This window comes from Algibacter agarivorans, assembly GCF_039543245.1.
GTDB classification, from domain to species: domain Bacteria; phylum Bacteroidota; class Bacteroidia; order Flavobacteriales; family Flavobacteriaceae; genus Algibacter_G; species Algibacter_G agarivorans.
Genome location: NZ_BAABJJ010000011.1, coordinates 75,476 through 99,269 on the forward strand (window position 1 = coordinate 75,476; position 23,794 = coordinate 99,269).

General features: G+C 34.5%; 14 protein-coding genes. 12 read left to right on the plus strand and 2 right to left on the minus strand.

Annotated elements, in window-relative coordinates; translation table 11 throughout:
- The first annotated feature begins 141 nt into the window (after positions 1-141).
- From ABD935_RS04260 to queG, 5 genes are all read left to right on the plus strand, one after another.
- Positions 142-4,830 (plus strand): Ig-like domain-containing protein, encoded by a 4,689-nt coding sequence (locus ABD935_RS04260; RefSeq protein WP_345190382.1) that lies wholly within the window; start codon positions 142-144, stop codon positions 4,828-4,830.
- 26 nt (positions 4,831-4,856) lie between these two features.
- On the plus strand, positions 4,857-5,819 hold the full coding sequence (locus ABD935_RS04265) for a PorP/SprF family type IX secretion system membrane protein (RefSeq protein WP_345190383.1): 963 nt from the start codon (positions 4,857-4,859) through the stop codon (positions 5,817-5,819).
- A gap of 19 nt (positions 5,820-5,838) precedes the next feature.
- Entirely contained in the window at positions 5,839-7,725 is a 1,887-nt protein-coding gene (locus ABD935_RS04270; RefSeq protein ID WP_345190384.1) for an OmpA family protein, read from the plus strand.
- Positions 7,726-8,146: 421 nt separating this feature from the next.
- Positions 8,147-9,169, plus strand: coding sequence for a Holliday junction branch migration DNA helicase RuvB (gene ruvB / locus ABD935_RS04275; RefSeq protein ID WP_345190385.1), 1,023 nt, complete (start codon positions 8,147-8,149; stop codon positions 9,167-9,169).
- A gap of 52 nt (positions 9,170-9,221) precedes the next feature.
- Positions 9,222-10,142: a tRNA epoxyqueuosine(34) reductase QueG gene (queG, locus tag ABD935_RS04280; protein ID WP_345190388.1), complete on the plus strand. Its 921-nt coding sequence runs from the start codon at positions 9,222-9,224 to the stop codon at positions 10,140-10,142.
- A 2-nt stretch (positions 10,143-10,144) separates the two neighbouring features.
- Here the strand turns inward: queG and ABD935_RS04285 are convergent, their stop codons facing one another.
- Positions 10,145-11,182, minus strand: a complete 1,038-nt coding sequence (locus ABD935_RS04285) for a LacI family DNA-binding transcriptional regulator (RefSeq protein WP_345190389.1) — start codon at positions 11,180-11,182, stop codon at positions 10,145-10,147.
- A 170-nt stretch (positions 11,183-11,352) separates the two neighbouring features.
- On the opposite strand from ABD935_RS04285, the gene ABD935_RS04290 reads away from it, so the two are divergent.
- From ABD935_RS04290 to ABD935_RS04310, 5 genes are all read left to right on the plus strand, one after another.
- Positions 11,353-13,980, plus strand: a complete 2,628-nt coding sequence (locus tag ABD935_RS04290) for a TonB-dependent receptor (RefSeq protein ID WP_345190390.1) — start codon at positions 11,353-11,355, stop codon at positions 13,978-13,980.
- Positions 13,981-14,070: 90 nt separating this feature from the next.
- Entirely contained in the window at positions 14,071-14,445 is a 375-nt protein-coding gene (locus ABD935_RS04295; protein ID WP_345190391.1) for a glutaredoxin domain-containing protein, read from the plus strand.
- A gap of 6 nt (positions 14,446-14,451) precedes the next feature.
- Positions 14,452-15,801 carry an MFS transporter gene (locus tag ABD935_RS04300; protein WP_345190392.1) on the plus strand — a complete coding sequence of 450 codons (1,350 nt, stop codon included), beginning with the start codon at positions 14,452-14,454 and terminating at the stop codon, positions 15,799-15,801.
- Positions 15,802-15,860: 59 nt separating this feature from the next.
- A complete protein-coding gene (locus tag ABD935_RS04305; protein ID WP_345190393.1) occupies positions 15,861-16,799 on the plus strand; it encodes a carbohydrate kinase family protein in 939 nt (312 codons plus the stop codon).
- Positions 16,800-16,809: 10 nt separating this feature from the next.
- Positions 16,810-18,543, plus strand: coding sequence for an alpha-amylase family protein (locus tag ABD935_RS04310; RefSeq protein WP_345190394.1), 1,734 nt, complete (start codon positions 16,810-16,812; stop codon positions 18,541-18,543).
- A 20-nt stretch (positions 18,544-18,563) separates the two neighbouring features.
- Here ABD935_RS04310 and ABD935_RS04315 read toward each other — a convergent pair whose 3' ends face one another.
- Positions 18,564-20,408, minus strand: coding sequence for a hypothetical protein (locus ABD935_RS04315; protein ID WP_345190396.1), 1,845 nt, complete (start codon positions 20,406-20,408; stop codon positions 18,564-18,566).
- A gap of 440 nt (positions 20,409-20,848) precedes the next feature.
- Here ABD935_RS04315 and ABD935_RS04320 point away from each other — a divergent pair, with 440 nt between their 5' ends.
- Positions 20,849-23,152 (plus strand): NADP-dependent malic enzyme, encoded by a 2,304-nt coding sequence (locus ABD935_RS04320; protein WP_345190397.1) that lies wholly within the window; start codon positions 20,849-20,851, stop codon positions 23,150-23,152.
- A 57-nt stretch (positions 23,153-23,209) separates the two neighbouring features.
- Positions 23,210-23,791 (plus strand): Holliday junction branch migration protein RuvA, encoded by a 582-nt coding sequence (gene ruvA / locus ABD935_RS04325; protein WP_345190399.1) that lies wholly within the window; start codon positions 23,210-23,212, stop codon positions 23,789-23,791.
- The last annotated feature ends 3 nt before the right edge of the window (positions 23,792-23,794 follow it).

Sequence of the window (23,794 nt, forward strand, 5' to 3'; positions counted from 1 at the left end):
AAATATTTCGACAAAATACAAAAAAATCAGTTAAATTGCATACGTAAAATAATTTGTGTGAATAATTCTACTGTATAATTGAATATAGAATTTAAACAGTTTTATTTTAAGCTATTATATCAAGATTCTAAATTTTCGATTATGAAAACAAAACTAATGTCAAGAAATACATTATTTATTGGACTCTTTACTTTATTGTTATTTGGGACATTATTTACAGCTTCTGCCCAATGTCCTTCAATACCCAATCCGACCCCAGCACCTATTTGTAATGCATCAGGCTTCACATTTAATGATTTAAATGTTTATGCTACTGATGGGGGTAGTAGTATTGTTTGGTATGATGTACTAACAGGAGGTAGTCCGTATAATATTAATCAGTTAGTTGCTGAAGGTGTCTATTATGCAGATGATAATACTGGAAGTTGTGGTACGAGATTATCTATTACTGTTGATTTTCAAGTGGATGCTTCGGGTCATAATCTGGATCGTTTGTATTGTAGTAATGAAAATGCTACTATTCAAACATATATAGATGATGTTTTACAACCAAGCATTTCTGTTGGAGGATCTGTAGAAATCTATAACGATGTTGGTTTAACGGACCAAGCAAACCCTACTGATATGATTCCTAGTGGTGCATCGAATTACTTTATTGTATTTTTAGATAATGGAGGCTGTAAAAGCCAGTTAGAAATTGGTCAAATAGGAGTTTTTAATGCACCACCTGATCCAACACCAGAAAATCCTCAAGCATTCTGTTCAGATACTAATCCAACTGTTGGGGATTTAGATCCAGGAACTACGGCTACTAATTTTAACTGGTATGAAAATCTAGACGGTTTTGGAGATCCTATTCTACCCGCATTGTCTTTACTTGCTCCGTTAGTAGACGGAAACACATATTATATTCAAGTGAATGATGTGTTTTGTGTGAGTAATCCAGCTGAAGTAACAGTAAATATTGATGATCCTGTAGCCCCAGGAACATCTTCAAATTTAGAATATTGTGATGATAGCCTACCTGCGTCAGATTTTAATTTATTCGATGAGTTGGGAGGCCCAAAAGATTCTTCAGGAACTTGGTCAGGACCATTAAAGACAACTAACGGCAATTTAGGAACAGTAAATATTTCAACATTAACAACAGCAGGAACTTATACGTTTACATATACGGTTCCTAGTAATGGTGTTTGCCCCGATGGCGTATCAACGGTAGTCATTACGGTTTATGAAACATTAAATTCAGGAACAGTATCAGTAGGAAGCCCTATATCGTTTTGTGAGTCAAGTTTACCTTCAGATTTAGATTTATTTTCGCTTTTAGGAAATGAAGACCCAAATGGTCAATGGACACAAGGCACAACAAGTACAGATCCTATAGTGTCATCGCCAATTGATTTAACAGGTTTTACGCCAAATACATACAGTTTTACATATACTCAAAACCTATCGCCAAATCCTTGTCCAGAAGAATCTACAACGGTTCAAGTAGTGGTTTTACAAGATCCAAATGCTGGTGTTGCCATAAATCAAACATTTTGTGAAAATGATTTGGCTGCAAATTCACCTTTTAATTTATTCGATGCCTTAGATGGTTCTCAGGATAATAACAGTGGGACTTGGACAGATGTGAGTAATGCAACAATTTCTAATTCTTTAGATATAACAAGTTTTATTGTTTCAGGAAGCCCATATAGTTTTAATTATACAATTGATAATGGCACATGTTCTGATACAGAAGCAATAACCATAACGGTTGAACCGTCCCCAGAATCAGGAATACCAGTTACCGCTTTCCCAGAATTTTGTGAAGGTTCAGCACCATCTAGTTATGATTTATTCGATTTGCTAAATGGTGAAGATCAAACAGGAACCTGGTTTTCAGGAACAGATAATACAGGAACCGTAGCAGCCAATCCATCGGATTTATCTGGATTAACTCCAGGGACTTATAATTTTACTTTTGATGTCGATGCTATCGGAACCTGTGACGATGCCTTAGTAACAGTTCAAGTAACAATCAACCCTTTGCCAGATACAGGAATACCAATGCCTGCTACGTTTTGCGAAAATGATTTAGCTTCAAATTCTCCATTAGATTTATTTGGTCAATTGACAGGTGAAGATTCGGGAGGAACGTGGACAGACGATGATGCATCAGGAGCGCTAACAGGAACTAATGTTGATTTAACCATACTAACTATTGGTTCATACAACTTCACTTATAGTATAACAGATGCAAACGGGTGCTCAAATAGTAGCACGGTGGCCATAATTGTTGAAGACGCCCCAGAATCTGGAACACCAGTGGCAACCTTCCCAGAATTTTGCGAAGGAACAGCACCGGCTAGTTACGATTTATTCGACCTGCTAAATGGTGAAGATCAAACAGGAACCTGGTTTTCAGGAACGGACAATACAGGGACCGTAGCAGCCAATCCATCGGATTTATCTGGATTAACTTCAGGAACTTATGATTTTACTTTTGATATAGATGCTATTAGTAGTTGTGATGATGAACTAGTAACAGTTCAAATAACAATTAACCCTTTACCAATTACAGGAACTCCAACACCAGAAACATTTTGTAAAAATGATTTAGCCGCAAATTCTCCATTAGATTTATTTGGTCAATTGACAGGTGAAGATTCGGGAGGAACGTGGACAGACGATGATGCATCAGGAGCGCTAACAGGAACTAATGTTGATTTAACCATACTAACTATTGGTTCATACAACTTCACTTATAGTATAACAGATGCAAACGGGTGCTCAAATAGTAGCACGGTGGCCATAATTGTTGAAGACGCCCCAGAATCAGGGACAGTAAATACACCGGTTGCATTTTGTATTGCCGATATAACAACAGGTCAAACATATAATCTGTTTAATTTATTGACAGATGAAGACCAAACAGGTACATGGAATGATGATGATGTTTCTGGAGCGTTATCTGGTAACATGGTAACTTTAGATGGTCTAGCAGCAGGAGCTTATGACTTCACCTTTGATGTAGACACTATAGGAACTTGTGATGATGTGAATGTTACAGTAAGCATTGTTATTAATGATACACCTGCACCAATGGCATCGACACCACAAGAATTTTGTGATACAGCAATTGCGGCAGATTTAGTTGCTACCGGAACAACCATTCAATGGTATGACGCTTTAACTGGTGGTAATCTTTTAGCAGGCACAACAGCTTTGGTAGATGGTCAAATTTACTATGCAACTCAAACGGATGGAACATCAAGTTGTGAGTCTTCAGTACGAACAGCCGTAACCGCAATAATTTACCAATCACCAAATGCAGGAGTAGCAAATACAACTGCAATTGTAACTTGTAATGATAATAGCAGTATTGATTTATTTACAGGATTAGATGGGACAGAAGATACAGGTGGGTTGTGGACAAATGATGATGGCGTAGGCAGCTTAGCAGGAAATGTTTTTGATGCCACTGGAGTTTCAGCTGGGACATATAATTTCACCTATTTAGTAACAGCTTCATCACCATGTATTGATGATAGCACAATTATAACAGTAACTATTGAAGAGCCATTTAACGCTGGAACAGATAATACTTTAGGTATTTGTAGTAACAATGGAACAACCGATTTATTTACACTTTTAGGAAGTGCGGATACAGGAGGAACTTGGTCGCCATCCTTAACAAGTACTACAGGAGTTTTTGATCCGTTAGTAGATCCAGATGGCACGTATACTTATGCATTTACAAATGCCTGCGGAACATTTAGCAGCGATGTTGATGTAACAGTAACTCTGGCGCCAAATGCGGGAACAGATAATACAGCTTCATTCTGTATGATAGATGCCCCAACAGATTTATTTACTTTATTAGGAACAGGTGCACAAAGCGGTGGTGTATGGTCCCCAGTATTGACAAGTGGAACAGGGGTATTTGATCCCGCCGTTGATGCTGCAACTGTTTATACTTATACCGTTACAGCTGTAGCGCCATGTTCACCAGATTCAACTGCTGAAATTACAGTAACCATAAATGATAGTCCTACAGTAATAGTCAATGATGCAAATCCAGAATTTTGTTTAGTAAATAATCCGACTGTAGCAGATTTAGCAACTAGTATAAGACCAACAGGAACGGTTAATTGGTATGAAGATATGGCACTAACTTTACCTTTAAATTCTGCAGATACTTTGGTAGATGGCGAAGATTATTACGTTACCCAAACTAATAGTTCTGGTTGCGAATCTTCAACACCAGCTCTAATTAATGTGTCAATAAATGATGCACCAACACCAACATTAGATGATGCCAGTATGGAATATTGTATTAACGACAGTCCTACTATTCAAGCATTATCAGATAATATTTTAGAATATGATAACAATCTAGATAATTTAAGTTGGTATGATACTTCAACAGGAAGTTCCTCTATTTCAAGCAGTTCGCTATTAACCAATACTACGTATTATGTGGCTCTGATAGATCAAGTAACTGGTTGTGAAAGTAGTGTGCGTTTAGAAGTTGCTCCAGACCTAACAGCTTGTGGTAAATTAATAATTCCAGACGGATTTTCTCCAAATGGAGATGGCACTAATGATACATTCGATGTTGATAACCTAGCCATATTATATCCGAGTTTTGAAATGGAAATTTATAACCGAAACGGAAACATTGTTTATAGAGGAAAAGCAAATTCACCAAGATTTGATGGCACTTCTAATCAAGGAAGAATCGTCTCAAAAGGCGATTTGCCCGTAGGTGTTTATTTCTACATTTTCAACTTTAATGATGGTGTAAATAAACCAGAACAAGGGCGCTTATATTTAAGCAGATAATTTATAGATAAAGTAAATTTAGAAACATGAAAGATTTAAATATATATCATAAAATAGCTGCTTTGTTAAGTTTGACGCTTATGTCATTACAAAGTTTTGCACAACAAGACCCGCAGTTTACACAATATATGTACAATATGAGTGTGATTAATCCAGCTTATGCAACAGCGGAAGAAGGCATATTAAATTTAGGAGGATTATACAGAACACAATGGGTAGGCATAGAAGGCGCTCCAAAAACGGGAAGCTTTTTTGCCCATACACCAATAAACGAAAAAATAGAAATAGGTATTTCTTTTACCAACGATAATATTGGCGATGTTGTAAATGAAAATAATATTTATGCAGATTTCGCCTATGTGCTACCGGTAGGCTTAGAAAGTAAAATATCATTTGGTTTAAAAGCAGGAGTTACGCTTTTTGATACTAATTTTGATGGTTTCATATTACAGTCAGGAAATGTAAATAATGGTCTTGACGTTGCTTTCAGCGAAAATACTAGTAAAGCCTTTCCAAATTTAGGAATTGGTGCTTTCTTTTTTACGGATTCATATTATTTAGGTTTGTCGGCACCAAACATGCTTTCAACAAAGCATTTAGAGGATGAAAATGGTATAAAAGCAACAGGTGTTGAAAATATACACTACTTTTTTACAGGAGGCTATGTTTTTGATATTAATGAACATTTAAAACTGAAACCTGCCTTTATGGGAAAGGCTGTTAATGGAGCCCCTTTGGCTTTAGATATTACAGCAAATGTATTAATCAACGAAAAATTAGAAGCTGGTTTGGGGTATCGTTTAGACGATGCTATCAGTGCTTTAATTAATTTTAAAATCACACCAGAACTTAGAGTAGGGTACGCCTATGACTATACAACGACTAACTTAGGCGAATTTAATTCAGGCTCGCACGAAATATTTATTTTGTTTGATGTCGATTTATTTGGATTCAGAGGTGGATATGACCGTTCACCAAGATTCTTCTAAAATTTAATAATAGGAAAACATGAAAAAACAGATATACATACTTGCAGGCCTTTTATTAGTTAGTGGAATGGCATTAGCCCAAAAAGGGAATTTAAAACGTGTCAACAAGCTTTTTGAAATGAGAGCTTATACTGAAGCTTCAGAAATCTATGAAACTAAAGACAGAAATCAGGAAGTGCTTCAAAATTTAGCAGATAGTTATTATTACAACACCAGTCTTCAAAAGGCTGTTAAAACTTATAGAGAGTTGTTTGTTGAATATGGTGATTCTATCGATATTGAATATCACTTCAGATTTGCTCAAGCTTTAAAAGGAGTAAAGCAATACAAAGAAGCTGATAAGCATTTAAGCAGATACTACAACAACCCCATTAATACACTTAGTTTTATAGAAAACACAGATAAAACTACACCACATATTTTCAAATTAAAACAAATAGAAAATAGAAATTCCAGTAGTGATTTTGGATTGTCGTTTTATGGCAATGATAAAGTAGCGTTCGCATCGGCAAGAAATTCTGAAAACCCATCTTATACATGGAATAATTTGCCATATTTAGATTTATATAGCGCAACAATAACGAGTCAAAATGTTTTAGAAAATATTCAACCATTTTCGGAAGCTGTAAATACGGGTACACATGAAAGTAACGCTGTATTTACTAAAGATGGAAAAACCATGTATTTTAATAGAACAAATACAACGCGTAAAAAAACAGATGCCGAACGTATTGCACATATTAAGATATATAAAGCTGAATTGATTGATGGTGCTTGGACAAATGTTACCGCATTGCCATTCACCTCAAATACATATAGTACGGAACATCCTGCCTTAAGTAAAGATGAAAAAACACTGTATTTTGCAAGTGATATGCCTGGGACTCTAGGGAGTTTTGATATTTATAAAGTCACTATTAATGACGACGGGACTTACGGCGAACCAGAAAATTTAGGAGACAAAATCAATACCAAACACAGAGAGCAATTTCCGTTTATTAGTGAATTTAATGTGTTGTATTTCTCATCAATTGGTCATCAAGGTTATGGCGGATTGGATGTGTTTAGAAGTAATATGGTAAATGGTGGTTTTGATAAACCTGTCAATTTAGGAAGTTCAATCAATAGTAATTTAGACGACTTCGCTTATGTGGTTAGAGAAAAGGATAATAAAGGTTTTGTGTCTTCAAACAGAACAGGGTATGATAGGTTATTTGGTTTTGGAAGAGAACAAAACCCATTAACTATGTATCAAGTTGAAGGGATTGTCCAAGATTTAAATAGTAAAGCATTATTAGGCGGATCATTAGTTACTTTGTTTGACGAATCAGATAATGTAATCCAAGATACTATTGTAGGAGATGATGCTTATTATATCTTCAAAATCGAACCTAATAAAAAGTATAAAGTTCGAGGAACACGAAAAGCATATATTCCACAAGATGTCGAATTTTCTACAGATAGTAAAGGAAAAATACAATATGATATTTACTTAAATTTAGAATCTTTTGCTGATGCTGAAGAGCGTGTAAAAGAAAATGAAAAAGGCGATGTACAAGTGAAATTAGATAAGATTTATTTTGATTTTGATAAATCTATTATTCGTGAAGATGCTGCTGTTACTTTAAATGTTTTAGTGGATTTAATGAAGAAATATCCATCTATGGAAGTTGAAGTGTCTGCTCACACCGATGCTCGCGGTCCAGATCAATATAATTTAGAATTATCTAAACGACGTTCCGCTTCAACACTTGAATATTTAGTAAGTCAAGGCATAAGAAGAAACCGATTAAAAAGTATTGGTTACGGCGAAATGCAACCACTTAACGCGTGTGTTAAAGAAGGCATTTGTGATGATAGAGAATATGATATTAACCGACGCTGTGAGTTTACAATTTTGAATTAACCAACCATTTTTATACCAACCAAAAGCCTGAAGAGCCTTTCTCTATAACATTGTTAGAGTTGAAAGGCTCTTTTACATATGCTTTCTTTTATCATTGATTAATTTTCAAGTAAGTCATTTGTTTTGCTTATTTTTATCGTATTAAATTGATAAGGATATGGTTTATTATATAGCTGCAATAATTTTGTTTGTGTTAGTTGGTTACATTATCCACAAATTAGCCTACAAAAGATTTGAAAAAATAAAAGGTAGGATACCAAATAGAAGAGAGCTTTGGAGTATCTATCACTGGGAGGGTGTTCTAGGTTTAAGCGCTGTAATTGTCCTTGCCTTTGTATATATTCTAAAAGCCTCGAATGTTTTGCCCTTTTAAATGTTCTAAAAATCCGAACGGTAAATCGGGTTAAGTCACACCATAAATATGAACGAAAACCTAGATCCAACAGACGACAATTTTTCACCCGAAGAATTAGATGTAGAAAGAAAGTTAAGACCGTTGTCATTTGATGATTTTACAGGTCAGGATCAAGTATTGGAAAATCTTCAAATATTCGTTCAAGCGGCAAATCTTAGAACAGAAGCTTTAGATCACACACTATTTCATGGGCCTCCAGGATTAGGAAAAACAACTCTAGCTCATATTTTAGCTAACGAATTAACCGTTGGCATCAAAGTAACATCAGGTCCTGTTCTGGATAAACCAGGGGATTTAGCAGGTTTATTAACTAATTTGGATGAGCGTGATGTGTTGTTCATTGATGAAATTCATCGATTAAGCCCGATAGTTGAGGAGTATTTATATTCAGCCATGGAAGATTATAAAATCGATATCATGATTGAGTCTGGACCAAATGCACGTTCGGTACAAATTAATTTGAATCCGTTTACTTTAGTTGGTGCAACAACGCGTTCTGGGTTATTAACGGCGCCAATGCGTGCACGTTTTGGTATTCAAAGCAGATTGCAATATTATAAAACCGATTTACTTACCACCATTGTACAACGAAGTGCTGAAATTTTAGATGTTCCCATCTCCATGGAAGCGGCTATTGAAATTGCAGGCAGAAGTAGAGGTACACCAAGAATAGCCAATGCATTATTACGTCGTGTTCGCGATTTTGCTCAAATAAAAGGCAACGGACGTATTGATATTAAAATTGCAAAATACGCTTTAGAAGCCTTACATGTTGATGCACACGGGTTAGATGAAATGGATAACAAAATTTTAACCACGATTATTGAAAAGTTCAAAGGTGGCCCCGTTGGAATTTCAACCATTGCAACGGCCGTAAGTGAAAGCCCTGAAACTATCGAGGAAGTTTACGAGCCTTTTTTAATTCAACAAGGATTTATTATGCGTACCCCTCGAGGACGTGAAGTTACAGAGCAAGCTTATAAGCATTTGGGAAAGGTTAAAGGACCAACTCAAGGCGGATTATTTTAGCTTAATTTTTGCAATGGTGTCAGGCTGAGCGCAGTCGAAGCCAAAAGGATTAATGAATTCAAAATCAAAATACACGCAACTCATTAAAACCGAAGCTAAACGCCTCGGTTTTTTGTCATGCGGTTTTAGTAAAGCACAATTTTTAGAAGAAGAAGCGCCAAGATTAGAAAAATGGTTGAACCAAAACATGCATGGGCAAATGCAGTACATGGAAAACCATTTTGATAAACGTTTAGATCCAACAAAATTGGTTGAAGGTTCAAAAAGCGTGGTGTCTTTATTATTGAATTATTACCCATCGGAAGAACAAAATCAAGATAGTTTCAAGCTGTCAAAATATGCTTACGGAGCTGATTATCATTTTGTTATAAAAGACAAACTAAAATCCCTTTTACATTTTATTCAAGAAGAAATAGGCGATGTACATGGGCGCGCCTTTGTTGATTCCGCACCAGTTTTAGATAAAGCTTGGGCAGCAAAATCTGGATTGGGTTGGATTGGTAAACACAGTAATTTATTAACACAACAAGTTGGGTCTTTTTATTTTATTGCAGAACTGATTATAGATTTAGAACTAGACTATGATAATTCGGTTACCGATCACTGTGGAACTTGCACCGCCTGTATCGACGCATGTCCAACAGAAGCCATTACTGAGCCTTATGTGGTGGATGGGAGCAAGTGTATTTCCTATTTTACAATAGAATTAAAAGAAAATATCCCCACAGAGTTCAAAGGCAAAATGGATGATTGGATGTTTGGCTGTGATGTGTGTCAAGATGTTTGTCCATGGAATCGCTTTTCAAAATCACATAACGAACCACTTTTCAATCCGCATCCCGAATTATTATCCATGACGAAAAAGGATTGGGAAGAAATCACGGAGGATACTTTTAGGAAAGTATTTAAGACTTCGGCTGTTAAGCGCACCAAGTATTCAGGTTTAAAAAGAAATATCAATTTCTTAAAATAACTTTAATTAACAAGGGTTTTAGTAGATTCTCTCTTTATCAAAGCTGTTTCAAGAGTAATTATTTTTGGTGTACTAGCTTTCTTGTTTTTAATAGCTTTTATTTCCTTGTAAAGTTGTTTGAACGCTGTTTTCCCCATTTTGTAACCAGGCTGGTCAATAGTTGTTAAAGTTGGAGATATGACCGAAGACATAAACCAATTACTAAACCCAACAATACTAATATCTTCAGGAACTTTAACCCCCTGTTTATTAAATTCTGTCATAGCCCCAATAGCTACTAAATCGGTATTTATAAAAATGCCATCTACATCATTATGGTCTTTTAATAATTGTTGCGCATTTTTCTCACCTTCTTGAAAGCTCATATCCCCACATTCACAGATATAAACTAAAGAAGGGTCGTAGGGCAAATTATTATCCAATAAGGCTTTTTTGTAACCAAGAAATCTATCTATAGAATTCTGAGGCAAAAGGGCTCCTCTAAAATGTGCAATACGTTTACAACCTATGTCTATTAAATGTTGTGTAGCTATATAAGCCGCTTTCCTATCATCAATAATTACTTTAGAACATTTTACTATTTTGGCAATCTTATCAAACATAACCAAAGGTTTGTCTTGAGCTAAAACTTCATTTAGGTGATTAAAGTTTGCGGTTTCATTTGCTAAAGATATGAGTATACCATCAACACGTTGGCTTAGTAATAAGTCAATTTGTTTTTTTTCAAGAGCATAAGATTCATTAGATTGAAGTATGATAACCAAATACCCTTTTTTTTCAGCCTGCGAAATAATACCTTTAATAACATTTGAAAAAAAGTGATGAACAATTACGGGGATTATTAAACCAATTGTTTTAGATTCTTTAGTTCTTAAGTTAACAGCAAAAGTATTGGGTTTGTAGTTTAATGTTTTTGCTAATTCCCTAACCAACCCTCTAGTTTTTTTACTAACATCGGGGTAATCTTTTAGAGCCTTCGATACTGTTGTGACAGAAATATTTAATTGTTCGGCAATGTCTTTTAAGGTTACAGGTTTCATAAAAAAGTAGTTATTTTAAAATCTAAATATAAGGAAAAAATAAAATCGAAAACGTTTTCGTTGAAATCGAAAACGTTTTCGTTATGAAAAAATAAAAATTTATATGTTATAAATATAGATTTGCTAAATATTAACTAAATAATTTATCGAATAACTTAAATTAAGACAAAATGAATTTAATTAGAAAAAATGGAATTTTATTGATAATGTTGCTGCTTTCAGTTAGTACTGCAATAGCACAATCAATATCAGGAAATGTAAAAGACAATACAGGTATGCCTTTACCAGGTGTTAATGTTATTGTAGATGGAACTACTAAAGGAGCTGTTACAGATTTTGATGGGAACTACTCTATTAGTAATTTAGAAAACGGTACTTACACATTGTCTGCAACCTTTATAGGGTATGCAAAAACTTCGCAAAGTGTTACTATTGATGGTGCAGATGTTACTGTAGACTTTGTAATGGCAGAAGATGCACAGTCCTTAGATGAAATTATTGTAACGGGAGTTGTGAATCCTAAATCTAAAATAGAATCTAGTATTTCTGTTTCTACAATGGGAGCTAAACTTATTGAGCAAGCCGCACCACGAAGTGCAGGTGAGCTTTTTAGAAATATTCCAGGTATACGTGCAGAATCTTCAGGTGGTGAAGGTAACGCTAACTTTAATGTACGTGGTGTACCAGTATCTTCTGGTGGATCAAGATATTTTCAAATTCAAGAAGATGGTTTGCCATTAAACTTATTTGGTGATACGTCTTTTGGAAACGCTGATAACTTTTTAAGAATTGATTCTAATATCGGTAGAGTTGAAGCGATTAGAGGTGGTTCTGCATCAACGCAAACATCAAATGGACCAGCAGGTATCATTAATATGATTAGTAAAACAGGTTCAACTGAAGGAGGGTCTTTAGCAACAACTTTTGGTTTAGATTACCAAACGAGTAGATTAGATTTTGAATATGGTACACCAATAGGAAATGGTTTATCTTATCATATTGGTGGATTTATGAGAACTGGAGAAGGCCCAAGAGATATTGGATACCAAGGGAATAAAGGGGGGCAAATTAAAGCCAACCTTACGAAAACATTTAAAAATGGATATGTACGTACATATTTTAAGTTTTTAAACGACCAATCTGTTATGTATTTACCAATGCCAATGCGATTAGAAGGTGATAATTCAGACCCAACCTATTCTAATTTACCAGGTTTTGATATTACTTCAGATTCTCAACACTCTGCGTACTTACAGCAAAGTGCAGGAACATCGCCTTTCAATGGTGAAAGACATGTAAATGATGTTAGAAAGGGAAATAATCCTATTTCAAAAGCTTTAGGTGCTGAGTTTTCTTTTAGCTTACCAAAAGATTGGAAAGTTACAGGTAAAGCTAGATACTCTAATAATAGTGGACAGTGGATTGCACCGTTTACAGCTGCTGTAGGTACGGTTGCTGAAATTGATGCAACAGCAAGAGCTGCTGCTGGTGCTGGTGCTGAGCCTTTGGTTTATGCTGATGGTGATAGAGAAGCTTTTAATCCATCAAATGGATTAGCTCAAATTATACACATGTTTGATGTTTCAGTAGAAGATTTAAGTAACTTTTTTGGTGATGTAAAAATAAGCAAGAAAGTAAGTGACAATGTTGGGATTACAGCAGGTTTATTTACAGCTACTCAAAACACTAAAATTGGATGGCAATGGAATTCGTTCCTATCTGAAGTTAAAGGTGGAGGAGATGCAAGATTAGCTGATTTTGATGGTTTCTCTAGAGGAGGTCAGTACTCTTATGGTACTCCAGTTTGGGGTAACTGTTGTCAGCGTAAATATAATACAGTACATAATGTGAACTCTCCGTATGTAGGTATTGATGCTGATATTAATGATAAATTAAACTTTGACGGTAGTGTGCGTTTTGAAAATGTTCGTGTAAACGGTAACATTCAAGGTGGTCCAACAAGTCAAGATAGTTTTGATTACAATGGAAATGGTACTATAGAAGGTGTCGAAACAAGTGTACCGGTTATTATTGGTAACGCTGGTCAAATTGTAAATGATGATTATAATTTTGTTTCTTATTCTGCGGGACTTAACTATAAATTTAATCAAGGAGCTGCTGCTTTTGCTAGATATAGTTCTGGTGCATCAGGAAGGGCTGCAGATAGAAATAATTATGGAACTAATGGTTTAGCTGATGTTCAGTACGATCAATTGTCTCAACTTGAAGTTGGTTTCAAGAAAAGACTTAACAACGGAACACTTAACTTAACAGGTTTTATGAGTAATACTGATGAAGGTTTAAGTAATGAGTTAAATAGATCTGTTGGTAATCCATTTAAAGCTTTAGGTTTAGAGGCTGAAACAGCTTTAGCTTTTGGTGAAAACTTCAACTTTAATGGTTCTTTTACTTGGACTAAAGCAGAAATTGATGGTGGTGCTAACAAAGGAAATACTCCTAGAAGACAAGCTGATTTAGTTTACAACTTATCTCCATCTTATAATTTTGGTGACACTAGACAGCATAGTTTAGCTTTAAGTGTATTAGGAACATCAAAATCGTATGCTCAAGATGATAATGATTTAGTAATGCCAGCTTATGCATACTTTAATTTAATTGGAAGAGCTGGTTTAACAAAAGGCCTTTCGGTAGTGTTAAGTGTAAACAATCTTTTTGATACGGTTGGTATTACTGAAGTTGAAGGAAATGGAGATGGTGCTTTTAATGGCGATCGTTTAGTAAGAGCTAGAGCAATTAGTGGTCGTTCTACAACATTATCTTTACAATATAAATTTTAAAAAACAAGTTTAGTTTGATTTGAGTTTGTTAACAAAAGGGTTGGGGTTTTATGCTAAGTCTCAACTCTTTTTAATTAAAAATTTTATAGAATGAAAGCTTTTATTTTTTCAATAGTATTTATCATAACTTTAAGTGAATTTAGTTTTGGGCAAGTTGTAGAATCTGGTTTAAAGGATAACTTGACTTCTCAAAAAGACTTGAAAAAAATAATAGTATATGGAAGCGATACGTGTCATTATTGTATCGATACAAAAGCATATTTAAAAGAAAAGAAGATAGATTTCATATATTATGATGTCGATGTAAATCTTTTGAAGCAAAGAGAAATGCTGATTAAAATGCAAAAAGCAGGTTTGTCAGTAGATAATTTGTCATTACCTGTTGTGGATTTGTATGGCAAACTTATTATGAATAGTAATGATTTTGATTATTTTCTTAAAAAACTAGACACCTCTAAAAACTAAATTAAGATGAAAATTAAAAAACCAAGCTTATCCTTTTGGCAAATTTTTAATATGAATGTAGGATTCTTAGGAATTCAATTCAGTTTTGGTTTGCAGCAAACAGCCGTTAATCCTATATTTTCATTTTTAGGAGCACATCATGAAGATTTGCCTTTATTAAACCTTGCAGGTCCTGTTACAGGTTTGATTATTCAGCCCATAATTGGCGCTATTTCAGATAAAACTTGGTCGCCACGTTGGGGAAGACGTAAACCTTTCTTTCTTATTGGAGCAATAATAGGTAGTTTATGTTTGTTTGCGTTTCCTTTTAGTCCAACGCTTTGGTTTGCAGTTGGTTTGTTATGGATTCTTGATGTTGGAAATAATATGGCTATGGAACCTTACCGTGCCTTTGTAGGTGATAAATTACCTAACAAGCAATTGAGTTTTGGTTATCAAATGCAAAGTTTGTTTGTAGGTGCTGGTATTGTTTTGGCAAATGCCTCCATTTTTCTTTTTCAAGATTGGTTTGGTGCTGCAGAAGTAGTTGAAGCGGCTAGCGGTATTCCTAAGTGGTTATATTATTCGTTCTTTATTGGTGCGGTATTATCGGTTTCCACCATTTTGTGGTCGGTTTTAAAAACCCCTGAAATTCCGCCTTCTGATGAAGAATATAACGAAATAAAAAGGCACAATGCGTTACCTTTAATAGACAGAATTAAAACACCTTTTAAAGAAATTGTTGATGCTATAAAAGATATGCCCAAATTTATGTGGAAATTATCTGCTGTTTATCTTTTTCAGTGGTATGCCTTATTTGTGTATTGGCAATTTATAGCGCCAATGTTTAAAGAAAGTATGGGTTTTAACAGTTCTGAGGCTTTAAGTCAAGCAGCAAAAATGAATACCACATATAACGTTTCTACTATCGTTTTTGCATTGGCATTAGTGCCATTAGCGTTAAAATATGGGGGTAAAAAAGTATATGTGTTTAGCTTGTTTTTAACAGGAATTGCCATGCTTAGCATTCCATATATTAAAGACCCGCTTTTGGTCGTTTTACCAATGATTTTATTTGGTATAGGTTGGGCGGCTATGATGGGCATTCCGTATTCTATGGTTTCTAAAATAGTACCTCAAGAGCGGCGTGGTGTTTATATGGGGATTTTAAATATGATGATTGTTATTCCCATGGGAATTCAAACATTAACATTTGGTCCTGTGGTAAAAAATCTATTGGATAATAGTGCGGTTAATGCCATATTATTTGGAGGCATATTTTTTATCATAGCAGGAGTACTCGCGTTACGCCTTAAAGAGCCTAAAACTGATGAGGACAATGAAAACATTGTTATTGCAGGTGGTGGCGGACATTAATTTAAATTAAGTTTGAGCTAATTAAATTACAATTAGGTCGATATAAAACACTATCCATTTTGGAAAAAAATATAAAAGATATAGATATTTTATGCGTTGGGGAGGTGCTTGTTGATTTCATTGGACATCAAACAGGAGTACTTATTAACAATACAAGAGATTACCATAGGTATTTAGGAGGTTCTCCAGCTAATGTAGCTATGAATTCGGCAAGATTAGGGTTGAAATCGGTAATGGTAGCTACAGTTGGAGATGATGGTTTTGGAGATTATATTTTTGAAAGACTAGGTGAAGTTGGCGTAAATACTAACTACATTAAAAAAATTAATCACAAACCAACAAGTGTTATTTTTGTGTCGAGAACAGATAGTACACCAGATTTTATTCCCTTTCGAAAAGCTGATTCTTGCATTATAGAAGAGCAGATGTCATCAGACCTACTCTCAAAAACAAATATTTATCACACAACGTGTTTCGCTTTAAGCAAAAATCCTGCACAGACTACCATCTTGAAAAAGGCTGAAGAAGCATTTAATCTGGGCTGTAAATTAAGCATAGATGTAAATTATGCTAAGAAGTTATGGAGTAGTCAAGAAGAAGCTTTAAAGGTTATTAAAGCATACTGCAAATTTAACCCTTTGGTTAAAATTAGTGAAGATGATATGCTTAGGCTTTTTGAGCAAAAGTTACCTCACGAAGATATATTTAATTTTTTCCATGCAGAAGGTGTAGATACGGTTTGTTTAACTCTGGGAAGCAAAGGCGTTAAGTTATCTCAAAAAGGGGAAGAAGTCATTCAATTGCCAGCAATTCAAATCGATGTGGTACAGGATGCAACGGGAGCTGGTGATGCATTTTGGTCTGGATTTTTGTTTGCATATATCAAAGAGAAACCTATTGAAAAATGTTTAGAAGTAGCTTTGCAATTAGCAGCTTTAAAACTTCAAAATGTAGGTAGGTTACCAGACAACATTAATATATTATCTGAACTTCTATAGCTTTTAAACAATGTCAAAAGATTTTAATATTAGTAACGGTGTTATGCTAAACGCATATCCTGATAGCATTGGAAAAAACTTGCGTGACATGGTAACCATGTTGCAAATGCCTCAATTCAAAGATGTTTTTTCGTTGTTTTATGTGCTACCAACATTTTTTAATAGCGATTTAGATAGAGGGTTTTCTGTTATAGATTATAATCTAAATGAAGACTTAGTTTCTAAAAATGATTTAAAAGCATTAGAAAAACTTGACATACAGTTGAAATTTGATATTGTTTTAAATCACCTGTCGGTAGCATCGCCTCAATTTAAAGATTTATTAAAACACGGAGACCAATCAAAATATAAAGACTTTTTCATTAATTGGAATACCTTTTGGGAAGGGAATGGTACCATGGGCGATGATGGTGTTATAATCCCTAAAGAAGAATTTCTCAATAAATTATTTATGAGAAAATCTGGATTGCCAATATTAAAAGTGCTTTTTCCAGACGGTACAGAAAAGCCTTATTGGAACACGTTTTATCAACAAATTACATATAATAAAATAGGTGTTGAAGATTTAATTAAAGTTGAGGGATTAACTTTAGAAAAAGCTGAATTGATTTGTAATAAAGTCAATTCAGCTATTCAAAAAAATGAAGATTTCACAACTTTAAATTTTGAAGATAACAATCATTTTAAAAATGAAATCATAAAAATCGTTAACCAAAAACGTTCGTATTTAGGTCAAATGGATGTGAATGCTAAATCTGAATTGGTTTGGAGATTTTACGAAGAGACCTTACAAAAAGTAAGTGGTTATGGTTGCAAAATATTGAGATTAGATGCTTTTGCCTATTTGCACAAAGAAATTGGGCAATCTAATTTTTTCAATAAACCTGGCACTTGGGAATATTTAGAGCGTATAAAACAAATAGCTAAAAAAAATGATTTAACGCTTTTGCCAGAAATTCATGCAGAATACGGATTGCATTTACATGATGAGGTAGCAAATGAAGGCTATAATATTTACGATTTTTTCCTACCAGGTTTAATGGTTCATACTCTTGAAAAGGCGAATAGCAAAGCACTTATAACTTGGGCTAAAGAAATTATTAGCAAAGGTTATAAAACTGTAAACATGTTAGGGTGTCATGATGGTATCCCAGTACTAGACTTAAAAGGAAAAGCCGTTAATTCCACTTATAATAAAGGGCTTCTGGAAGATAATGAGATTGAAGCCATTATGAACACAATTATGGAGCGAGGCGGCAGAGTTAAAAACCTTTACGACCCCTCGGGAAATAAGATTTCTTATTATCAAGTAAATGCAACATTCTTTAGTGCATTAGGTGAAGATGAACAAAAATTAGTATTAGCCAGAGCCATTCAAATGTTTATGCCTGGGATGCCTCAAGTATGGTACTTGGATATTTTTGCAGGTAAAAATGATTATGAAGCTGCCGACAAAGGAGGAAATGCTGGTCATAAAGAAATCAATAGAACTACGTTAACAATGCAAGATGTGGAAGAAGGACTAGAGAAGCCTATTGTTGTTAATCAGCTAGAACTAATTAAGTTAAGAAATACATCAAAAGCATTTTCTGGAACAGTTAGAATTAATGAAACTTCGGATAGAGAGATAGATATAAAATGGGTAAACGAAAATGAATTTGCGCATCTAAAAGCAAATCTTAAAAATCACACCTTTACTATAGATTATACAGAAGATGAGGTTGTTAAAACAATGACATTTTGATGTTTTAAAAGCATGATTGTTTATTGGTACCAAACGGTAGAAGGTTTGCCAATTCCAATAGATTGGATGCCAGAATCTTCAGTTTGAAAAGTATTTATTTTAAATATATTATTACCATCGCCAGGGATTTTAGGATAATATGATAGCGATAATTGAAAAGAACTAAATACTAAATAGTCGTTTCTAACTACAAAACCAAGACTGAAAGCGGAATATACCTTATTATTCAAAGCAGTATTGTTAGCTTGGCCTATAATTCCTGAAGTTATATCAATAAAAGGATTCAGTCTAAACCCAATAATGTTCCAAGGCGAATAAAATTGTGTTTTTAGACTTAATAAGGTTTTTCTTGCACCATATAACTCAGCTTCAAAACCATTAATACCAGTTCGTCTATTTGATCTAAAATTGTTTAAATCATAACCGTAAGTGGGTGTGTTCCCATTTAAACTCAAACGGTCGGCTATGCTATTACGTCTGTTAAATCCAAAAAGGAGCTGTGGTTTGATAAACTGGCGCATTTTCCAATGATTACCAAGATTAATCAGGTTTGTAAAATAGTTTAATTCCAAAGTAAATGCAGATTGTTCGGTTTTCATATGTCTTAAGAAAGTGCCATACCCTAAATTGAAGTTGAAATAGCCCCATTTTAGATGTTTGGCCATAGCAAAATGACATCCAATATAGCTTCTGCCTTTCTGGTTTTTTCTTTGAAAACCGCTGGTTATAGAAGATGAAAAACCAATAGGTAAATCTTCAATGATGCCATCTCTAAAAATATAACTACCCTGTACAAATTGCCTAGAAGCAATGCCAATACGTCCTAGGTAAAAATGCTCGTTTGAAAAGTAATTGATAGAGTCAAATACTTTCTGCGGTTTTTCATTATATTTCACATGAACTTGGCGGAGTGATGCAATTAAATTAGTGGTGCGTCCATAAAGCGATTTTTCTTTTAAAATCTTAAAAGCATGTCCGATCCAAATGTCTTGCGTTTTAAATTTAAGCGTTTGGTTAGTAAATTCTTGCGAGTTATCTGGTAAGAGACTTTGCTTAAACTGATCGTTAAAATATAATCCTCCAGCCCATCTGGTTAAGGGGGATATAAATCTTCTTTCAATATTTAAATGCTTGTTAAAAAAACCATCAGGTGTTTTTTGAGATGCAATTGTTGTGCTTATATATGTGTTTTTTATGGTTGGTACAAAGTATTCGAAACTATGTGATGAATTGCCGTTATTTAAGTTTTTTGAGTATCTGTTGTTGAATTTATGGCCAAAACCCAAAAAGTTTCGTTCGTTAAGGGCTAATTTAAACCCAGATGAAGAGCCCGAACCTTTGGGGATAATGCTCCATGAATCCAAAACCCTTACGGTCACATCTACAGAATCATTGGCAGTACCAATATCTTTGACATCAATTTTTACACTTCGTATAAAACTTTGAGAACGCATTAAGCGTTTAGATTCATAAATTAATAGCGTGTCTAATGCTTGCTTTTCTTTAAACAGCAATAAATTTTTTATAACAAATCCATAGGATTTTATATGAACAGAATTTCCAATTTTACCAAGTAAATTTTTTGGGCGCTTATTGGTGTCATATACGGAATATCCAAACGGGTCTAATGTTTCAATAAATATGTGCCTGATGGGTTTGTTGTGAAAGTCTTTGTAATAATCCTGAAGTCGCTCGTCTTTTTTTGAATAATCTAGATTTGTTGATTTAAAGATGAGATTATGAATGGTTTTTGCGAATTTATTTCGTTTAGAGTAGATTTCAGCTTTGGTGTAAAGCCCTATGGAATTGCTTTTAATATCTTTCTTTTGTCCATAAAGCGCTATGCCGTTTGTGAGCACTATCATAAAAAAAAGACATTTAAGATTCATTGAGTTTTTTTTGTTACCAATGTTTTTGGCTAGGCGATATGATAATCTAAAATAACTATTATATAATTATGATACTATTTAGATTCAATTTTTTAACATAATGAAAAAACTTAAATGCGTTCCATATGAATTGTAATCTGCTCGTTTTAAATAAATTAATAGTGTCTAGTTTAAATTTGTAAAACAGCACGAACAATAGATTGAGCCTAGGCTAAAATATTTTTTTTAAACATAAATTTTATTTTGTATTGATTATCAGTTAGTTATAATTAAGTCTTGGATCTATATGCTATCAGTGCAGCGGTCTTGGTTCTTTTGTTAGACAAGAGTAAAAAGAAACATCAATTTTTTTAAAGATTAGCAGTATGCTTTCATAGGATTATTATCTTTGTTAGCTTAGTTAAACATATCCATTTATGAGCGAAGAAAGCAAACGTAGAGAGGCCCTTATATACCATGCAAAACCAACTCCAGGAAAAATAAAGGTTGTACCAACAAAAAAATATGCTACCCAAAGAGACTTGTCTTTGGCCTATTCACCAGGAGTAGCAGCCCCTTGTTTAGAAATAGAAAAGGATAAGGAAACCGCTTATAAATACACAGCTAAAGGAAATTTAGTAGCCGTAATTTCAAATGGAACAGCCGTTTTAGGTTTAGGGAATATTGGGCCAGAAGCGTCAAAACCTGTCATGGAAGGTAAAGGTTTGTTGTTTAAAATTTTTGCAGATATTGATGTGTTTGATATTGAAGTAGATACTGAAAATGTTGAAGAATTCATTCAAACGGTAAAAATGATTGCGCCTACTTTTGGAGGTATTAATCTGGAAGATATTAAAGCACCTGAAGCTTTTGAAATTGAACGACGTTTAAAGGAAGAGCTGGATATACCAGTGATGCACGACGACCAACATGGTACAGCTATTATTTCGGCGGCAGCTTTATTAAATGCCGTAGAAATTGCAAAAAAGAAAATTGGCGATGTTAAAATAGTAATTAGCGGTGCTGGTGCTGCAGCTATTTCATGTTCTCGTTTATATCAAGCTTGTGGTGCAAAGCGCGAAAACATGGTCATGTTAGACAGCAAAGGTGTTATAAGAGATGACCGGGAAAATTTAACTCCAGAAAAAGCCGAATTCTCAACCCATAGAAAAATAGATACACTTGATGAAGCCATGAAAGATGCCGATGTTTTTATTGGTCTTTCTATGGCAGATATTGTAACTCCAGACATGTTACTGGTTATGGCTAAGGACCCGATTGTTTTTGCCATGGCTAATCCAAATCCAGAAATTAAATACGATATTGCTGTTGCTACTCGAAAGGACATTATTATGGCTACAGGTCGTTCAGACCATCCTAATCAAGTTAATAATGTATTAGGGTTTCCGTTTATTTTTAGAGGTGCATTAGATGTTCGAGCAACCAAAATTAACGAAGCTATGAAAATGGCAGCGGTAAGAGCTTTAGCTAGATTGGCCAAAGAGCCTGTGCCAGAACAAGTTAATATTGCTTATGGTGAAACTCGGTTAACATTTGGTAAAGATTATATCATACCAAAACCTTTTGATCCACGTTTAATCGCCGAAGTGCCGCCAGCAGTTGCAAAAGCTGCTATGGAAAGCGGTGTGGCTAAACATCCAATTAAAGATTGGGAAAAGTATACAGATGCATTGTTAGAGCGTTTAGGGTCTGATAATAAACTGGTTAGATTGTTGTTAAATAGGGCTAAGTTAGATCCAAAGCGTGTGGTTTTTGCAGAGTCAGACCAGCTGGACGTTTTAAAGGCTGCACAGATAGTTTATGAGGAAGGTATTGCAATTCCTATATTGTTAGGGCGAAGAGAGACTATAAAAACGCTGATGGCAGAAATTGAATTTGATGCCGATATTCTGATCATAGACCCTAAAGAAGAAGAAGAAAACGATCGTAAAAATAAATACGCTAAAGTATATTGGCAACAACGTAAGCGCAGAGGTGTAACGTATTATTCTGCACAACGATTAATGCGAGAACGTAATTATTTTGCGGCCATGATGGTTAATGAGGGCGATGCCGATGCATTAATTTCAGGGTATTCTCGTAACTACCCATCGGTAGTAAAGCCTATGCTAGAACTTATTGGTATGGCAAATGGTGTGTCTAAAGTAGCTACAACCAATATCATGATGACTAAAAGAGGTCCGCTTTTTTTAAGCGATACCTCAATTAATATAGACCCAGATTCAAAAACTTTAGCTAAGATTACTCAAATGACATCTAAAGTTATAAAAATGTTTGGTTTAAATCCAGTATTAGCCTTGGTGTCTTATTCTAATTTTGGTTCTTCAATTAATAATAGAGCATCAAAAGTTCGTGAAGCAGTGTCTATTTTGCATCGGAGTCATCCAGATATGGCAGTAGATGGGGAATTGCAAACCGATTTTGCTTTAAATGATGACATGCTTCGCGAAAAATTCCCGTTTTCGAAACTGGTTGGTAAAAAAGTAAATGCGCTAATTTTTCCAAATTTAGATTCAGCAAATATCACTTATAAATTATTAAAAGAGTTGAATGAAGCCGATTCTATCGGGCCAATTATGATGGGTATGAGAAAACCGGTACATATTCTGCAATTGGGAGCTAGCGTAGATGAAATTGTAAATATGACCGCTATAGCTGTTATTGATGCTCAGCATAAAGAAAAATGGGAATTAGAAAACCCTGAAAAAGTAGGTAAATGAGTTCAATTGTAATGAAAATAATTTTATTACATTTGGTTGGTTAATGAATTGCTCTAAATGATAACACATATTCAAGGAAAACTTACTGAAAAGAATCCAACACATGTTGTTGTAGACTGCCATGGTGTAGGGTATATGCTCAATATTTCATTGCATACCTATTCTCAAATTCCAGACAGTGAGCATCTAAAATTATATACGCATCTTCAGGTTAAAGAAGATTCGCATACACTCTATGGGTTTTCATCTGTAGCCGAACGCGAGATTTTTAGATTATTAATATCTGTAAGCGGTATAGGTGCTAGTATTGCACGTACCATGTTATCATCATTAACTCCAAAACAAGTTCGAGAAGGCATTGCTTCTAGCGATGTGGCTTTAATTCAATCTATAAAAGGCATTGGAGCAAAAACAGCACAACGTGTTATCATAGATTTAAAAGATAAGATTTTGAAGATTTATGATCTTGATGAAGTTTCGGTTTCTAAAGGCAATACCAATAAAGATGAAGCGTTATCTGCTTTAGAAGTGCTTGGGTTCATGAAAAAACAAGCTGAACGTGTTGTGGATAAAATTGTGATGGCACAACCAGACGCAGATGTTGAAACAATTATAAAACAGGCCTTAAAAAATTTATAATAT

Coding starts and splice junctions, on each gene's coding strand:
- ABD935_RS04285 (WP_345190389.1), bottom strand. CDS start 11,182: ATGAAACCTGTAACCTTAAAAGACATTGCCGAACAATTAAATATTTCT.
- ABD935_RS04290 (WP_345190390.1), top strand. CDS start 11,353: ATGAATTTAATTAGAAAAAATGGAATTTTATTGATAATGTTGCTGCTT.
- ABD935_RS04260 (WP_345190382.1), top strand. CDS start 142: ATGAAAACAAAACTAATGTCAAGAAATACATTATTTATTGGACTCTTT.
- ABD935_RS04270 (WP_345190384.1), top strand. CDS start 5,839: ATGAAAAAACAGATATACATACTTGCAGGCCTTTTATTAGTTAGTGGA.
- ABD935_RS04320 (WP_345190397.1), top strand. CDS start 20,849: ATGAGCGAAGAAAGCAAACGTAGAGAGGCCCTTATATACCATGCAAAA.
- ABD935_RS04265 (WP_345190383.1), top strand. CDS start 4,857: ATGAAAGATTTAAATATATATCATAAAATAGCTGCTTTGTTAAGTTTG.
- queG (WP_345190388.1), top strand. CDS start 9,222: ATGAATTCAAAATCAAAATACACGCAACTCATTAAAACCGAAGCTAAA.
- ABD935_RS04300 (WP_345190392.1), top strand. CDS start 14,452: ATGAAAATTAAAAAACCAAGCTTATCCTTTTGGCAAATTTTTAATATG.
- ruvA (WP_345190399.1), top strand. CDS start 23,210: ATGATAACACATATTCAAGGAAAACTTACTGAAAAGAATCCAACACAT.
- ABD935_RS04310 (WP_345190394.1), top strand. CDS start 16,810: ATGTCAAAAGATTTTAATATTAGTAACGGTGTTATGCTAAACGCATAT.
- ABD935_RS04295 (WP_345190391.1), top strand. CDS start 14,071: ATGAAAGCTTTTATTTTTTCAATAGTATTTATCATAACTTTAAGTGAA.
- ABD935_RS04315 (WP_345190396.1), bottom strand. CDS start 20,408: ATGATAGTGCTCACAAACGGCATAGCGCTTTATGGACAAAAGAAAGAT.
- ruvB (WP_345190385.1), top strand. CDS start 8,147: ATGAACGAAAACCTAGATCCAACAGACGACAATTTTTCACCCGAAGAA.